Source organism: Enterococcus sp. M190262, from assembly GCF_005843965.1.
GTDB classification, from domain to species: Bacteria; Bacillota; Bacilli; order Lactobacillales; family Enterococcaceae; genus Enterococcus_D; species Enterococcus_D gallinarum.
In genome coordinates, this window is record NZ_CP040461.1 from 1,929,715 (window position 1) to 1,946,708 (window position 16,994).

Below are 16,994 nucleotides of genomic sequence, written 5' to 3' on the forward strand. Positions count from 1 at the left end.
TCAAAATTTACCTGACTTAAAAAATAGCCAAGAGAATTATGGTTGTTAAAAACTCTTAACTATTTAACTTTCACAGTTTAGTTGACAAACCCTTTGATTATCATTTTTATGCAAATTTCTAAATTTAGAAGTTTACTCGTTTCACTGCTAAGCTATTAAACTATTATATAAACAATCATCTTCGAAATTCTTCAATCAGATGATTTTAAGAATTTCGAAGATGAAGAAAGCTAAACGATTCATTGATGAAAATTCAGAAGTATACAATGACTTATAGGAGAAAACCGCTATGCAATACTATCGAATCGACTCTAAAGAAATATATTGGATATGATATAAGGTTGACTATCTCTCTTTTTCACAATATGAACTGAATCTATTATTTCAACTGATCAATCGAAGATATAAAAAAGTCACAATTATTACTCCAAATATTCTATTTTCTCAATAGACCACTGACTTCAAAGATAAAAAATTAAACAGTGCGATTATTGATTAATCCATCATTTGAAATTGTCAAAATAAGCGGGGAATTCTATCAAATGAAAGGCTATAGAAAGAATAAACAAATTGTATTGTCTAATACTAATTGGTTAGGTATTAAAAAACTGTATTCTCTTTTTCCTATAAAAATTTGGAAAGAGAGAGTACTTGTTCTAAGGAGCGTCCTGAAGAAGCTTTTAAAGGATGAAATTCACTACCTAAATAACATTTTTTTCAAATACATATAGTTCCTTTTTCTGGTATATTGTATTCTTTTAGAAGAGTAGAAGCTGACTTTCCTATCAGTAAATGCTATATCCAGTGTGTCTAATAAAGATACCCAAGACAGCTAGGGAAGAAGCCCCTTTTGCTCCTCTATATATATTATAGTTTAACACTTCGATAAAGGTATTTTCTTGAGTTGGTATAAATGATAATTGTTTTTTTACAGAGTTAACTAGTTGAGTCCTAAAGCTATTATAGTTTAAAAGTTCACTATTTATATAAATTTTATGGGCATCTTGGAATATCAAACTATTAGCAATAGAAGTAGCTAGTAATTTCAATCCTAAATCTATTTGATTATTTATATATATATCACCTAATTCATATGCATGTATAATTGTGGTTAAATCTATATTTTTAGATTGATTAACTAAACTTTTAAGTGTAGTATTTTGTGAATAATCAAATAAAAATCGAGCACGTTTTAGTAGCCATGAATCAGATATGTAAGTTTGCAAGCAACCTTGTTTGCCACACTCACATTTAGGACCATTTATATCTACCACTGTATGTCCAATTTCACCAAGATAATAATTCGAATTAAACCCTAAACTTTTTGATTGAAAAAAAGAGCAGAACATCCCAGCGCCTATATGGAAAAATAAAAAATTTTCAGGAGTGGATTGAACGTTAAATAAGTATTCACCAATAGCCATACATTTTATGTTATTTTCTGCTATGAATGGGAATTTAAACCTATTACTTATTTCTAGTAAATTAAAATAGGCCCAGCTCTGGTTATTTGAAATAATAGAATTATTTTTAGTATCATAATGACCGGGAACAGCTATACCTACTCCCCATATCTCATTTTTTTTAATTTTGCTGACAATTTTTTCTATTAAATTAGTTATCTCAATGTTGATATTCCTTTTATCATAAGAATAAGTAATTCTTTCTTCAACTAAAACTTTACCAATTAGATTGGTTGCTACAGCAAATATTCCCTTAACATTTACCTCAACTCCTATAACAACAGCTTTATTTTCATTTAATTTGATGATTTTTTGCTTTCTACCGGAGCCTGTATTCTTATTAACTTCATCTCCTGTTTCTATAATAATGTTTTCATCTATAAGTTCTCCTGTTATTTTTGTAATAGTTGCTGGTGTCAAACCAGTTAGTTTAGAAATTTCAATTCTAGAAGTTTTTGGATGCCTATATAAATGCTGAATAACTGTAGATCTATTCTTTGAAAATACTTCAGTTATACTTTTTTTGGTCATAATCAGCCAATTCCCTTCATTAGTTTAAAAACAGTATACCATATTCTTTTATTTTTTTATAAAAATAAATATTGACTTTGAAACGCTTACTTGATATTCTTTGTTTATAAAAAATAAAGAAAAGAGGGGTAAAAATGAATAAATTCTTAAGTTTTCTTGAGAATAAATTAGCTCCATTGGGAGAGAAAATTGGAACACAGCGGCATTTACGGGCACTAAGAGAAGGAATTATGATGGCAATGCCATTAGTTTTAATCGGTTCTTTTTTTGTTTTAATAAAAGATTTTCCGATTACCGCGTGGAATGACTGGCTTAAATCACATTGGGATTTAGCTTCTTTATTAAATACTATGGCTAATAATTCTTTTGGGTTAATGGCATTAGTTACAGTTTTTGGGATTGCTTATCGTCTGGCAGAATCTTATGATACAGACGGACCCTCTTCGGGAGTATTAGCCTTAGGAGCTTTTCTTTTAATGACTCCATCGATTGTTGATAAAGCTGATAATTTAGGAATTCCATATGGCATGCTAGGTGGTAAAGGTATTTTTGCTGCTATTGTTGTAGGAATGATTTCGGCTGAAATATATAGATGGTTTATTCAAAAAAAGATTACTATAAAAATGCCTGAAAGTGTGCCTGATGTAGTAAGTAAATCATTTTCAGCATTGATACCAGGTGTAGTTATTTTAATTTTATTTGCTGGAACACTTAAATTAATTGAAGTATCTGGTTTAGGAAGTTTGAATAATATTTTATCAGTTATTATTGGTACTCCATTAGGGTATATTGCAAGTACTTTGCCTGGAACATTTGTCGCAGTGTTATTAAATTCTATTTTTTGGTTTTGTGGTGTAAATGGAGGACAAGTTGTTGGTTCGGTGATGAATCCATTGTGGATTCAATATGCTGATGATAATAGAATTGCTCAAGCGGCTGGAGAGGTACTACCTCACATTGTAACTGCTCCGTTTATGGATTTATTTGTATATATTGGTGGTGGTGGTGCAACCATCGGTTTAGCTTTATGTTTGCTATTTTTTAGCAAAAGTAAAGAATATAAAACTCTTGGAAAGGTGTCAGGAATACCAGCGTTATTCAATATAAATACAGCTATTCTATTTACATTTCCTACGGTATTAAATCCGATTATGTTGATTCCATTTGTATTTACTCCAATAGTGAATGCGATTATAACCTATTTTTCAATGGCTATGGGATTAGTACCATATACTACAGGAGTTACTTTGCCATGGACGACTCCTCCAATCATTGGTGGATTTTTGGCAACAGGAAGTTGGCAAGGGGCAGTATTACAAGTAATTCTAGTTTTGATATCCTTTATGATCTATTTTCCTTTTTTTAAGGCTGCCGATCGAAACAATTTATTAGATGAAAGTAAAAAATGAGGTGAAGAGATGAATTTAAGTATCTATTTTAGTGATTGTGTAAAGAATGATCTTTTTTTAAAAAAAGAATGTGAATACTATTTTTCAAAAGTATTTAAAATTAACCCAGATTTTATTAATGAAAAAAAACAAGCGACTTTAGTTTTTGATATTATCCCAGATAAATTATCAGTAGAAAAGGTATCAATTAATTTAAAAAGAGGAGAAGGTCAAGTTGTTTCCAATAGTGAGATAGGACTTGTTATAGCTTTTTATAAATTGTTTAAAGTTTTTGGAGTGCGTTATTTAAGACCTGGCAAAAAAAATGAAATTTTACCTGATCTTAATTTTGCTCATTTTATAGAAGCGGATATTAATATAGATGAAAAAGCAAGTTTTAAGCACAGAGGTGTTTGCATAGAAGGTGCAGATTCCTTTGAAAATGTATGCAATTTTATTGATTGGTTACCTAAGATAGGGATGAATTCATTCTTTATTCAATTTGAAAATCCATATTCATTTTTAAAACGTTGGTATGATCATGAATTTAATCCTTATATACAGAAAGAAGAGTTCTCTAATGAAATTGCTGAGGGAATGAGTAATAAAATTGATATTGAAATCCAAAAACGTAGCTTAAGACAACATAGAGTAGGCCATGGATGGACAGGTGAAGTTTTAGGTTATTCTTCAAAATTTGGATGGGAATCAGGAATAAAATTACCAGAAGAGAAGAAACCGTTAGTTGCAGAACTTAATGGCGAACGTGAATTATATGATACAGCTCCAATACTTACTAGTTTAGATTTTTCTAATCCTGAAGTTGGTAATAAAATGGTAGAATTGATAGTTGCTTATGCTAAAGAAAGAAAAGATGTAGACTATCTTCATGTTTGGTTATCTGACGCGCGCAATAATATTTGTGAATGTTCAAAATGTCAAAAAGATTTACCTTCAGATCAATATGTTCGGATTTTGAATCAATTAGATTCAGCTTTAACAAGGGAGAAATTGGAAACAAAAATCTGTTTTTTATTATATCATGAATTGTTATTTGCTCCTCAAAAAGAGGAAATAAAAAATCCAGATCGTTTTACAATGATGTTTGCGCCAATTACAAGAACTTTTGAGAAAAGCTATGCTGATGTAGATTACGATCAAGGAATTCCTACACCTAATCAATATATTCGAAATAAAATTATTTTACCAAATTCATTAGAAGAAAATCTTTCTTATCTTTTTAGTTGGCAAAAATGTTTTGGCGGAGATAGTTTTGTATATGATTACCCATTAGGGCGTGCACATTATGGTGATTTAGGTTATATGAAGATTAGTCGAGTAATTAGTCGAGATATTAAGTATTTAGATAGGATTAATTTAGGTGGATACATTAGTTGTCAAGAACTACGTGCAGGTTTTCCACACAATTTCCCAAACTATGTAATGGGAGAAGTACTTTGGGATAAAAATATTAACTATGAAGAACTGTTGGCTGATTATTTCTCTAATTTATATGGATCCGATTGGCATACGATAGTTCAATATCTAGAACAATTATCAACGTATTCATCATGTGATCATTTTAATGCTATAGGTAATCGGATAAATCCAAAACTGAGTTTAAACTATAAAACAGTTGTTCATTTAGCTCAGTCTAGTCTTTCTTTGATTGAAAAAAATATTAGTGAGCATGATGGCTTCATAAAAGAACAATGGATACAGCTTGGCTACCATAGAGAATACGTTATTAAATTAGCTACATCTTTGGCACTTTTAAGTGAAGGAAGCTATGAGCTTTCTCAAATTTTTTGGCGTGATTTTATGGATTTTATTCGTAGAAATGAAGAAAAAATTCAAAATAATCTTGATGTGTATAGAGTAATTGAAGTTGCTAAAAACTATGCAGGTTTTAGTTTATAGTAATATAGATGATTAAATAAATCCTAGTAACAATGTTAATTCTGTTGATGATTAAAAAGTCTTCTAATATCTTCTGGATGTTGATTATTAGAAGACTTTACTTTTGATAGGAATAAAGATATTTATATAAAGAATTAATAGGAATGGATTATGTTTAGATAAACAGAAGGAATGCTTGTAATAAAAAAATTTCAGTATGTTAATGCTATTTTCTTTAGTTTATTGCATTAGATTAAATAAAGTATTTACTGATGAAACAGATCAATTGCTTTATAAAGTAAGTTTATCTATTTAAAATATATTTTTATCCGGATTCATAAAAATTTATATGTGTTAAAGAGTGAAGCTCCAAGAAATAAATCGAACTTTCATTTAGATAGAAACTAAACTGCTATTTGGGAGGATTAGATAAGCCGGATGAAGAAATGAATGAACTAAATCGGGAGATATTAAGGGATATAGGAACAGGTCCAGAAAAATATTGGCAATAATAAACCTAGAACAAATAAGTGTTAACCTGATGAATTATTAGGTTACAAGTTGCCTGATTCTTTTTTAATAAAAGAATTAGACTTTAAAGAGGAGTTTAAAAATGGAGAAGATTAGTATGTATAGATATATAATAGAGAGTATTAATTAACCATTCTATTCGTACAAAAAAATGGCTAGGGAACAAAATATTGAATCTATAACAATAGATTACCCTAAAATAAATGGGTGACTTATTACCAAGATTTCTATAGGAATAAAATTAAGAGTTATGCGCGTTTGATAGGTAAAATGTTTAAATAATCACTTTCTATATTTCTAAAGTTAAATCTAAGTTATTGAAGTATTTATTATATGATTGAAGGTTATAATGTGATTAAAAGTTTTGATATTCTAGAAAATAAAAAAAGAATTAATCAAATATTGCTAGAGGAGTTAGCTGAGAAAAAATCAATTTATAAAAGAGAAGAAAAAGAAATATCATTCTCATATTTTATTGAAAATGATTATGCAGGAGGAATTGTTGGGAAAGTAATATTCTCTACTTGTTATATCGATTTATTCGCTGTAAAAAAGAAATATAGGAGTAAAGGTATTGGAAGAGAATTATTTAATACAGTTGAAAATTATTGTCGAATAAATAGTGTTAAATATATTTATTTAACAACTCAAGATTATCAGGCTTTGGAATTTTATTTACATTTTGGATGTAAGGTATTTGGAGAATTACCTGATGTTCCTTTTAAGAATACAACAAAATTTTTTTTGATTAAGATAATCTAGTACTATATATGAGCTATAACATTAACTTGTTACCTTTAAAAATTAGTTGAAAGCAGAAATATCATTAAGCGTAATAATAGTTGAAGCTAGTTAAGTAGGGAAATAACTAGTTTCAACTATTTTTTTAAACGTGTATTGTTTATTTAAATCTTATGTTTTTTAACTGATCTTTATTAAGCTTTCTAAATTTAGAAGGGCAATAACCTAGAGTTTTGGAAAAAGTTTTAGAAAATAAAAATTCATCTTTGTATCCAACTTTTTGAGCTATTTCTTTAATTGTATTATCGGAATCAATTAGTAGATCTACAGCGACTCTAATTCTATGATTGGTTATTATTTTTTTAGGACTAGAGTTAAATTTAGATATACATAGTTTATATAGCTGACTGTAACTTATGTTAAAATATTGAGCTATTTTTTTAGGAGAAATATCGTTCATATAATGGTTATTAATATAGTCAATAATGTTAACTTGAGTTGGTTTATTTGTGATTAAAGAAGGTGCTAAAAAAGTTTTTTTAATATGATATAAAAAATCATATATACTTGCTATATTTCTTAATTCTTTTAAAGTTTCCGGTTCATCAATTAGTTCTCTATTTTCACATACTATTTTCAATAGTATGTTTTTTATTTTTTTATTCATATTCTTAGTCAAGCTAACTGTATGAGTATTTAGTAAAGTTGTTTCTTTCAAAAATTCAGAAGTCTTATCACCTTGTATACCTAACCAAATCAGTGTCCAAGGTTCCTTTTTATCTGTATAATACTTCACTTTTTGACCTTGAAAAAAAAAGAAAATATCGTGTTCTTTAAGTTCAAAATGTTGAGTTTCTACTTCTAAGAATCCCTTACCAGATAAAACATAATGAAATATCCATTTTTGTTGAACTATATAATTACGAATAGAAGAATTGGGATGATAAGATTCATATCCGCATTGGGAAAGGGAAATTGGAGCAGAAACTGACTTATTATGATACCAAAAATCCTCCATTATTATCCTCCTCTATAGAACTAATTATGAAGAAAATACCATGTTTTAAGTATAAATTATCATGTTCAAATGGTCAAAAAAATTTATATACTATAACTGGATAGCGCTTTCTAATTATTTTCTTTTTGAAGGAGTGAATGTGATGATTGATAAAATAATGAATACAATTCAGAATAAAGTTTTACCTATAGCTACTAAGATTGGGAATCAACGATTTTTGGTAGCTTTAAGAGATTCATTTATAGGGACAATGCCTATAGTAATGACAGGTTCAATTGCGTTGTTAATCAATGCTTTTTTGGTTGATATTCCTGATCAGTTTAATTTACAAAAGATTACGTCGTTCTTCCAATGGTGGGTGGATATTAATAACTTGGTTTTTAAAGGTAGCATTTCGATAGTAGCTTTGCTTTTTATTTATTGTTTAGGAGTAAATATTGCCAAAATATATAAAACAGATACTTTGTCTTCAGGACTAGTCGCACTGTCTTCATTTATTATTTCCATAGGTAATTCTATGACTTCAACTTACAATTTATCGAATAATAATAATATTGACTTAACAACACTATTTACTGGGGTTGAGGGAATAAAAGTTACAGGTAGCAGTTTAAATGTGACTATATCAGGATTGTTGCCTGGTACTCAAATTAATTCAAATGGTTATTTTACTGCAATAATCATAGGTTTTTTATCTTCAATTATTTTTTGTAAACTCATGAATAAAAATTGGACAATTAAGTTACCTGATACAGTTCCTCCAGCTATTGCTAAACCATTTTTATCAATAATTCCAGCTCTAGTTTCATTGTATATAGTAGCTATTTTTACTTTTTCATTCACTAAAATTACGGATTTATTAATTATAGATTGGATATACAAAGTATTACAAACACCGATGTTAGGCTTATCTCAAAGTTTTCTTGCAGTGGTATTAGTGGCAGTCTTAACACAATTTTTCTGGTTTTTCGGTATTCATGGTGGAAATGTTATGGCGCCTATTATGGAAGGTGTATTTGGAGTGGCTCTATTAGCTAATTTAGAAGCTTATCAAAACAATGAAACTATTCCTTATGTTTGGACAAGCGTATCATACGGATCGTTTGTCTGGTATGCAACTTTAGGTTTATTAATTGCGATTTTTTGGGTATCAAAAAATAGTCATTATAAAGAAGTTGCAAAACTTGGAATTATGCCTGTTTTGTTTAATATTGGTGAACCAGTAATGTATGGATTACCTACTGTATTAAATCCTATTTTATTTATTCCATTTTTGTTATGTCCTGCTGTAATGTCTAGTGTGGCTTATTTAGTAACAGATTTAGGTTGGGTTTCTCCAGTAACACAAAATGTAACTTGGGTAATGCCACCGGTCTTATATGGATTCTTTTCGACAGGATTTGATTGGAGATCAATTATTTTATCAATTATTAATTTATTTTTAGCCACGTTAATTTATTTGCCATTTGTTAGAATGGCAAATAAGAAAATTGGATAATTTTTTAGTAAGTCGTAGTTAGTGTGTATTAGAAGTATGATAAGCCTCATTTTTGATATATTAAGGAAGTAGAAGACATGCAAACGTTTGAGATAAAAGAAGAATTTTTGGTAGATGGAAAACCAACTAAATTGATTAGTGGCGCGATCCATTATTTTCGCATGACACCGGCACAATGGGAAGATAGTTTATACAATTTGAAAGCACTGGGTGCGAATACCGTAGAGACTTATATTCCTTGGAATCTGCATGAGCCAGTGGAAGGCGTCTATGACTTTGAGGGAATGAAAGACATCGTTGCTTTTGTGTCATTGGCGCAAGAACTTGGCTTGATGGTGATTTTGCGGCCATCTGTCTATATTTGTGCGGAATGGGAATTCGGCGGGCTACCCGCTTGGCTGCTGAAAGAGAATCTGCGATTGCGTTCAACTGATCCACGATTTATGGCAAAAGTCCGTTCTTATTTCAGTGCGCTTTTACCAAAATTAGTTCCTTTGCAAGTGACACATGGCGGACCAGTCATCATGATGCAAGTTGAAAATGAATATGGTTCTTATGGTATGGAGAAAGAGTATTTGCGGCAAACGAAACAGTTGATGGAAGAATTCGGCATCGATGTTCCGTTATTTACGTCAGATGGTGCTTGGGAAGAAGTGCTGGATGCGGGCACACTGATTGAAGAGGATGTTTTCGTAACAGGAAATTTCGGGAGTCATTCCAAAGAGAACGCTGCAGTGATGAAGGCATTTATGGCAAAACACGACAAAAAGTGGCCGATTATGTGCATGGAATACTGGGACGGTTGGTTCAATCGTTGGGGAGAACCGATTATCAAGCGTGATGGCCAAGATTTAGCTAATGAAGTCAAGGATATGCTAGACTTGGGTTCATTGAATCTCTATATGTTCCATGGCGGAACCAATTTTGGTTTTTATAATGGTTGTTCTGCTCGTGGTGTGTTGGATTTGCCACAAGTGACTAGCTATGACTACGATGCGTTATTGACGGAAGCTGGCGAGCCGACTGAGAAATACTTCCATGTACAAAGAGCCATTAAAGAAGTATGTCCTGAAGTGTGGCAAGCCGAGCCCCGCAGGAAAACATTTGGTTCTTTAGGAACATTCCCTGTGCAAAACAGCGTCTCACTGTTGGCGGTAAAAGACCAGATGATGACGGCCCAAGAAACGATGTATCCAATAACGATGGAAGAAGCAGGATCTGGTTATGGGTATATGCTTTATTCAGTAAACTTAAAAAATTATCATCACGAAAATAAGCTCAAAGTTGTGGAGGCCAGTGATCGATTGCATCTTTTTGCAGACGGTAACCTGCAGACAATTCAATATCAAGAAAACCTTGGGGAAGAAGTGATGATCAAGGGTACGCCAGAGAAAGAATCAATTGAAGTAGATGTTTTAGTAGAGAACTTAGGTCGAGTGAACTATGGCTTTAAATTGAATGGGCCGACACAAGTGAAAGGCATTCGCGGGGGAATCATGCAAGACATCCATTTTCATCAAGGCTATCGGCAATATGCATTGACATTGTCAGCAGATCAACTCAAAAATATCGATTATACTGCCGGTAAAAATCCGGCCCAGCCTTCTTTTTATCAAGCTGAATTCACGTTGACTGAACTTGCGGATACATTTATCGATTGCCGCAGCTATGGCAAAGGGGTGGTCATCGTCAACGGTATCAACTTAGGTCGTTACTGGCAAAGAGGACCGATTCATTCCTTGTATTGTCCGAAAGAGTTTTTGAAGAAAGGCACAAATGAGATCGTGATTTTTGAAACGGAAGGGATAGAAATTAATGAGCTCATCTTTTGTGGACAACCGATAGTCAAGAAACTTTTGACTAATGATTTTTCTGAAATAGGTTCAAATATCCATAACCATATAGACAGCTAGTTTAAATTTATTGCAGCAAACCAATCATTGTATGTGTCGCGATTTTTCCAAATCTCAATACTTATTCTAACGCATCACAAATATTTATCTAAACAAGTCTCGAATGATTTTTACTTTTCATTTATGGTTCAAGCAGTGAATAGTTTACACTTTCTTTTGAGATTGACTTATATTCGCGATAACTATCCTAAATGATAGTAGATAATTTAAGCATTTGATCGTTGATAAAAGGTATAATTATAGATTCATCACAGATACATTGATTTTTTCGAAGAAACTATAAAAAATGAGAGTCTAGGTTATTTGAGAATATCAATTGAGCAAGTACAAATAACTCCAAATTTAGTAATATTCCTAATTGATTATTGGTGAGTAATTAAAAAGGAATACTCAAGCTACATGTATAGCATAGAAAATCAGCATTCAATCAGACAATTAGGATTGAATGCTGATTTTTTTGTTATATTGATATTTTTAATTATCTTCTGAATAGTAATTTTATTTTCCTCCAAAAAATAACTGTGATTTCTTGTAAGTAAAGCATAATTTCAAAAGCCTATTTATTCTATTGTGAAATATACGATGTTAGTGGAACAGGATATGTAGATTCAAAAAATGAAGTTCGTTTTTATTTTCTTCTAGTTTTTCGAAAAATAGGTATTCTCTGATTGTTGTATTAGTGGAAAGGGGATAAAGGAGCATATTGATCGTGCAACAAAACAACAATGAGATATCTACACAACACCAATTTGATGCCTACTGTAAAAAAGTATTACGCAATGAAGCTAAGTCTATTCGAAAACGAAACGATAAAATAAAAGAAAATGAGGAACCATTAAATGATTTAAATGAAGGTAAGTATTCACAAAATCATTTAGATGAGCAAGATGTTTATTTCTTATTTGGAATGGAGATATTAATTTCAGATCAGAAGTTATCAGCAGCAATTGATCAGTTATCGGATACAAGGAAAAAGATTGTTTTACTTTATTATTTTGCGGGTTTTAATGATACTGAGATCGGTAAAATTTTCAACATGAGTACAAGTGGTATCTGGTATCAACGAACGAAAGCGGTTGAACAATTGAAAATGGAATATGGCTTATGGTAGACAAACAAAGGAACCAACATTACCCATTAGTTCCTATATCTATTATCTTATCTGCTTTGAAAGAAGACCCAATTTCAATCAAAATGATACTTAAACATTACCACGGTTATATAACTAAGTTATGTTTAAAAAATGGATTTAATGAGGTGGGGCAATTTATTACCTATGTAGATGAATATATGCTAAGACAGCTAGAAATTAAATTGATAGAGGCTATATTGAAATTTAAAGTTAACTAATTAAAAAGTCCCCTTTCCACTTTTTCTATCTAAAAGAATCTTCTAATATTTGAGAGATAAGTTTTTTAGTTAGAAAATCTATTGATCATTGAAAATTAAATAAATTCTATCAGTACGTTAACACTTCAAGGAGCATATTTTAGTTGCGCCATGATCTCTTATTGTAAAGAAGGAGCGATTAAAATTCTGAAATAATTTTTATAGTCAATAAAAAGCGATGATTTGAAGTTGGTATAATGATACTTCCGTAAGGCTCGCCGTAAACTTGGGGAGAGGTGAAATTCCTATGTACTTTTGACAAAAGTGGCTGATAGATTAATTATTGTTAATAGAAAGGAAGAGACAATCATGTCAAAGAATAACAATAAAAGTAATTCATCAGAGTTAGAAAAATATTTGTTTCATCCAGAAAAGATAGAGGATTCTAATAATAAAATGAAGAGGATAAATCAACTACCATTAGTTTTAACGAATAAAGATTTAAAAGAACAATTTCAAATAAGTGATAGTACTTTAAACCGTCTTATAAAATTAGGTGATTTTCCAAGCTGCTGGTTTGGCATTAGAGGACATTACCTTAGAGATGACATTTTAGAATGGGTAAAAAAAGGAAATGAAGAATATTTTTGCGATCAGTTTCATTTATTACGATTATTGTAGAATTTATCTTTTCGTCTGCATGTTGTATAATTATTTCATAGATAGAAAGATTTTCAAGCACTTCCGATTGTTGGGTTCCTTCGTAATTGGAGGTAAGAATAAATGGAAAATATGAGTCGTTTTAAAAAACATATTACTGCAACGGGAAAAATTACTTGGTACTTTCAGGCTTTTCGAACTACGAGACGAGGTTTTAATTCTAAACGTGAAGCTCAGCTTGCTTATCTTGAAATGGAAAAACAACACAGAAATAAGCAAAAAAGGCTTGCTAGTAATGATAAATTTAGTGTTGTTAGTCAAAAGTGGTTTGAATATTATCGATCACTAAACGAACAAAAGGTGGCAACGTATGATAAACGAGAAGAACAGGTGAAAATACTTAATCGATGGATTGGTGATAAAAAATTAAGTAGTTTATCATCAGAAGAACTACAAAAATTCCTTTTCATTTTAAAAGAAAAGGGAATTGATGGCGTTAATGTTGGTTATGCTAAAAATAGTTTACAATCTCTTGTTCAGGTTCTAAATATGGTTTTTAATTATTGTAAGAAAAAGAATTTGATAAATGAGAATCCAATGAAGTTTGTTAAAATGCCTAAATATCAGTTATCTGTTAAAGATTTAAAAGAGTCTATCAACAGTTTAGAAGATAAGTTTTTAACAGTGGATGAATTACGAGCTTTTTTAAACTATGGGATAGTTTATGAAGAGTTACCCATGTCTGTTCTTTTTCATGTTTTGTTTTATACTGGGTGTCGTGTGAGTGAAGCGCTTGCTTTACAGCCTCAAGATATAGATTTTGAACGAAATGAAATTTTGTTTTATAAACAGACAGCAGTAAAAGGAAAAAGTAAAGATTTTCGAATAGAAACTACAAAAACTGTTAGTTCTGCAAGAAGAGTACCCGTCACACTATTAGTGATGGAGAAATTACAAGAATTAATTGATGTATTAAATAAAACAAAAAGAAATAGTAATTTTGTTGTAGATGAAACTTATTTATTTGTTTATCTCGATCCTGGAAAGCGTGGAGTTCCTTATCGTCGTGAATATGTAAACGATCATGTTAAACGTTGTGTAGAGCGATGTGGAATTAACAAAGATTTTCACACCCATTTGGCTCGTCATACTATGGCTAGTTTAGTGGCAGAGTATTGCAGTTGGGATGTTTTAAAGGATCGTTTAGGTCATACAGACAGTACAACCTCAAAAATATATCGCCATTTAACATCAACTGAAAAGTTAAAGCCTCTGACTGCTTTTAATTCTTTAGAAGGTTAAAAAGATGGTGAAAGTACTGGTATTACAGGATTCTTGAAAAACAATTTTTTAATAGGTTAGTCAAAGTGTAGTCAGAGGCAATAAAAATTCTTTTATATCAATACTGTAAAGACTTTTCACAAGTATCAAAGAAATTCGTCGTTAATCATTTATTATCAGATGAAGCAAAAGCCCTTGTTTTCAAGGGCTTTTTTCTTTTGGTCAGGAGGGGTCTATCATTTGCTTTAATACCTTATGCGCAAGTAAATAAGGCTGATCATGTAGCTGCATATTTTTTAACAGTATCCCGAAAATTGTCTTTTGTTCTGACTGAGGATTCGATTGAATCCGAAGAAAAGTTTGATTAGAATCTCGAAAAAGTCATGAAAGTCGATAAAAATTATGCTATACCTAAACAAAGATAAAAATTGAAATGAGGGATGAGGATGAAAGTCACTTATTTGGGTACTGCTGCGGCAGAACGTGTTCCAGCCATATTTTGTAATTGTAGGATCTGCCGTCATGCGATGGAGAAAAAAGGCCGGGAGATTCGGACCCAAACGCAAGCGTTGTTGGATGATGGCAAGCTTTTGATCGATTTTCCTGGGGACAGTTACCTGCACCGATTGAGTGGTCGAGTGGATTATAATCGCGTCGAAGCATTATTGCTGACCCACTGGCACTCAGATCATTTTTACGGAGAAGATTTAGCTTATCGAATGTCCGGATATGCCAATGGGATCACGACTCAATTGGCTGTCTATGGCAATGCCTATGTGAAAGGTTTTTATGACCGAGCGTTCCAATTGGAAGGACGTTACGATGAACAACGCCTGACGTATCATCTTTTGGAAGCGTATCAAAAAACATGGATCAATGGCTATGAAGTGTATTCTTTACCGGCACAACATGGTCATTTTGCCGAAGATTGTTTTATCTATGTCATCAAAGATCCAACAGGCAAAACACTTCTCTATGGACACGATACAGGCTACTTGACGGAAGAGATGTTTGCTTTTTTAGAAGCAAATAAGTTTATTTTTGATTGTGTATCAATGGATTGCACGGGGCAGACCAATGCTGACCAGATGGCCAATCATATGAATTGGTCGCAAAATATTCAAATGAAACAGGAGCTGATGGATCGCAAGTTAGCGACTGAAAAGACGATCTTTGTCGCCAATCATTTCTCTCACAATGGAGGGAGAACCTATCAAGAGATGGCAGATCTCTCAGATTCAGAAATGATCATTACCGCATATGACGGGTTGGAGATCCATCTTTAATCCGTCTGACGATTAATTCCTGAATACTGAATGTCAACAACTCATAAGGGAGGCAAACAATAAAAATAGATCATGAAAATAGCGTGTTAAGTGGGAAACGATGTCCAGCGAGATTTAGGTGCTAGAGAAATGAGTAAATAAAGAGGAATGATTTTTCATGAGAAATCAGAAATTTGAATACTATATGCGAGAATTAAACCTGATTAAAAGACAAAACTGGATTGAAAATGACCTATATCATCTAGTTGCGGAAATGATTAAGGCTGGCAAAAATATGTCTAGGCTATCTTTAAGAGATGTAAGCTTGCGAAGTAGGAGTCCAAAAGGTCAGATATTCTATGGCTTATCTTCATTTCCTGATTTTGTCATCTTGGATGAACGGTTTGATAATTCAGATAATCTTGCCGGGGGAAGTGTAAATATAGCGAATAAAAATTTGATTTATGGCTGCGTTGAAGTAAAAAATGTCGATGAGAAGCTATTAGATCTAGAATCAATCGATCTAATATCAGAATTTGAGAAAGCAAAAAAACCAGGAAATGAATTGAATCAAGATTTAGGCCAACTCTTAGGACAAATACTATGGTTTAAAAAAGTTTTGTATACAAATGGCAATATATGGAAATTCTACAAACGAACAAGTCAAGAAACAGATAACTTTCTTACTGACAAATGTATAGAAAAGTTATTTGAGGATCGTATGAAAAATGAGGCCCCTGATTACAAATGGTATGCAGGACTAGATGACGATAATTTAAAGATTGAAAAAGTTTTTGAGTTTGTCTTAGAGAGTGATATAAAAAAAGAAGTATGGGAAGAATTTCTAAATAGCTTATATTCGATTAACTGGGAAGGATAAAGATGCTATTGTGGAAGAATAATCATCTTTTAGAAATGAATCAGGTTGTTTTACTTGCGGCTCAATGGATTGCAGGGGGCAGAAACATGCTGATTCAATGGTCAATCATATCACAATAGTCGAATGAAGCAAGAATGGATGGATCTCAAGTGATTGACTGAAAAAGGGATCTCTGTTGCCAATTACTTCTCACAATGGGTGAACTTATCAGCAAATAATGGATCTCTCAGCTTCAGAAATGATTATTACCGCATATGACAGGGGTGGAGAGCTATCTTTGAGCCACTTGGAAATCGTCTAGCACGTATAACGCTATCGTCAGTTTAATAAGCGAGTTGAGGACCTATATTTGATCTCCTCGATTCGCTTTTTTTGATAGTTTGAGATAAACCGCTTGCTGATGAAGGAGTGTAGCTAATAAGAAAAGATACCAGTTGAAGTGCGAAAAAGAAAAAAATAGAAGTTGTTCTTGAATGAAAATAGTTGGAAAATCATTTTTCATTTTCTTTTATGCCTGTTAAAGTCAATGATACCAATCATATTAACAAGACCAAAAATGAAAATACAAAAAAAACTGTTCTTAGTATTGACTCATAA

13 protein-coding genes are annotated in these 16,994 nt (G+C 31.7%); 11 read left to right on the forward strand and 2 right to left on the reverse strand.

What is annotated here, in order from left to right; translation table 11 throughout:
- Positions 1-785: 785 nt before the first annotated feature.
- Positions 786-1,994, reverse strand: coding sequence for an ROK family transcriptional regulator (locus FE005_RS09005; protein WP_103301363.1), 1,209 nt, complete (start codon positions 1,992-1,994; stop codon positions 786-788).
- 134 nt (positions 1,995-2,128) lie between these two features.
- Here FE005_RS09005 and celB point away from each other — a divergent pair, with 134 nt between their 5' ends.
- From celB to FE005_RS09020, 3 genes are all read left to right on the forward strand, one after another.
- Entirely contained in the window at positions 2,129-3,403 is a 1,275-nt protein-coding gene (gene celB / locus FE005_RS09010) for a PTS cellobiose transporter subunit IIC (RefSeq protein WP_103301362.1), read from the forward strand.
- 9 nt (positions 3,404-3,412) lie between these two features.
- A complete protein-coding gene (locus FE005_RS09015; protein WP_138371668.1) occupies positions 3,413-5,302 on the forward strand; it encodes a DUF4838 domain-containing protein in 1,890 nt (629 codons plus the stop codon).
- An 843-nt stretch (positions 5,303-6,145) separates the two neighbouring features.
- On the forward strand, positions 6,146-6,574 hold the full coding sequence (locus tag FE005_RS09020; protein WP_086338632.1) for a GNAT family N-acetyltransferase: 429 nt from the start codon (positions 6,146-6,148) through the stop codon (positions 6,572-6,574).
- A gap of 139 nt (positions 6,575-6,713) precedes the next feature.
- Here the strand turns inward: FE005_RS09020 and FE005_RS09025 are convergent, their stop codons facing one another.
- Positions 6,714-7,571 carry an AraC family transcriptional regulator gene (locus tag FE005_RS09025; protein ID WP_103021693.1) on the reverse strand — a complete coding sequence of 286 codons (858 nt, stop codon included), beginning with the start codon at positions 7,569-7,571 and terminating at the stop codon, positions 6,714-6,716.
- A 142-nt stretch (positions 7,572-7,713) separates the two neighbouring features.
- On the opposite strand from FE005_RS09025, the gene FE005_RS09030 reads away from it, so the two are divergent.
- The 8 genes from FE005_RS09030 to FE005_RS09065 all read left to right on the forward strand — a co-directional run bounded on the left by FE005_RS09030 (position 7,714) and on the right by FE005_RS09065 (position 16,397).
- Positions 7,714-9,069: a PTS sugar transporter subunit IIC gene (locus FE005_RS09030; protein ID WP_103301360.1), complete on the forward strand. Its 1,356-nt coding sequence runs from the start codon at positions 7,714-7,716 to the stop codon at positions 9,067-9,069.
- Positions 9,070-9,146: 77 nt separating this feature from the next.
- Entirely contained in the window at positions 9,147-10,982 is a 1,836-nt protein-coding gene (locus tag FE005_RS09035) for a beta-galactosidase family protein (RefSeq protein WP_138371669.1), read from the forward strand.
- Positions 10,983-11,691: 709 nt separating this feature from the next.
- Positions 11,692-12,093, forward strand: coding sequence for an RNA polymerase sigma factor (locus FE005_RS09040; RefSeq protein ID WP_099098469.1), 402 nt, complete (start codon positions 11,692-11,694; stop codon positions 12,091-12,093).
- Positions 12,087-12,332 carry a helix-turn-helix domain-containing protein gene (locus FE005_RS09045; RefSeq protein WP_002360096.1) on the forward strand — a complete coding sequence of 82 codons (246 nt, stop codon included), beginning with the start codon at positions 12,087-12,089 and terminating at the stop codon, positions 12,330-12,332. The genes FE005_RS09040 and FE005_RS09045 overlap by 7 nt, the downstream gene beginning before the upstream one ends.
- Before the next feature lie 348 nt (positions 12,333-12,680).
- Positions 12,681-12,992, forward strand: coding sequence for an AlpA family transcriptional regulator (locus FE005_RS09050; RefSeq protein ID WP_099098440.1), 312 nt, complete (start codon positions 12,681-12,683; stop codon positions 12,990-12,992).
- Between the two features lie 102 nt (positions 12,993-13,094).
- Positions 13,095-14,273, forward strand: a complete 1,179-nt coding sequence (locus FE005_RS09055) for a tyrosine-type recombinase/integrase (protein WP_103301290.1) — start codon at positions 13,095-13,097, stop codon at positions 14,271-14,273.
- A gap of 425 nt (positions 14,274-14,698) precedes the next feature.
- A complete protein-coding gene (locus FE005_RS09060; RefSeq protein ID WP_138371670.1) occupies positions 14,699-15,538 on the forward strand; it encodes an MBL fold metallo-hydrolase in 840 nt (279 codons plus the stop codon).
- 157 nt (positions 15,539-15,695) lie between these two features.
- Positions 15,696-16,397: a hypothetical protein gene (locus FE005_RS09065; protein WP_081131259.1), complete on the forward strand. Its 702-nt coding sequence runs from the start codon at positions 15,696-15,698 to the stop codon at positions 16,395-16,397.
- Positions 16,398-16,994 lie beyond the last annotated feature (597 nt).

Coding starts and splice junctions, on each gene's coding strand:
- FE005_RS09005 (WP_103301363.1), bottom strand. CDS start 1,994: ATGACCAAAAAAAGTATAACTGAAGTATTTTCAAAGAATAGATCTACA.
- celB (WP_103301362.1), top strand. CDS start 2,129: ATGAATAAATTCTTAAGTTTTCTTGAGAATAAATTAGCTCCATTGGGA.
- FE005_RS09015 (WP_138371668.1), top strand. CDS start 3,413: ATGAATTTAAGTATCTATTTTAGTGATTGTGTAAAGAATGATCTTTTT.
- FE005_RS09020 (WP_086338632.1), top strand. CDS start 6,146: ATGATTGAAGGTTATAATGTGATTAAAAGTTTTGATATTCTAGAAAAT.
- FE005_RS09025 (WP_103021693.1), bottom strand. CDS start 7,571: ATGGAGGATTTTTGGTATCATAATAAGTCAGTTTCTGCTCCAATTTCC.
- FE005_RS09030 (WP_103301360.1), top strand. CDS start 7,714: ATGATTGATAAAATAATGAATACAATTCAGAATAAAGTTTTACCTATA.
- FE005_RS09035 (WP_138371669.1), top strand. CDS start 9,147: ATGCAAACGTTTGAGATAAAAGAAGAATTTTTGGTAGATGGAAAACCA.
- FE005_RS09045 (WP_002360096.1), top strand. CDS start 12,087: ATGGTAGACAAACAAAGGAACCAACATTACCCATTAGTTCCTATATCT.
- FE005_RS09050 (WP_099098440.1), top strand. CDS start 12,681: ATGTCAAAGAATAACAATAAAAGTAATTCATCAGAGTTAGAAAAATAT.
- FE005_RS09055 (WP_103301290.1), top strand. CDS start 13,095: ATGGAAAATATGAGTCGTTTTAAAAAACATATTACTGCAACGGGAAAA.
- FE005_RS09060 (WP_138371670.1), top strand. CDS start 14,699: ATGAAAGTCACTTATTTGGGTACTGCTGCGGCAGAACGTGTTCCAGCC.
- FE005_RS09065 (WP_081131259.1), top strand. CDS start 15,696: ATGAGAAATCAGAAATTTGAATACTATATGCGAGAATTAAACCTGATT.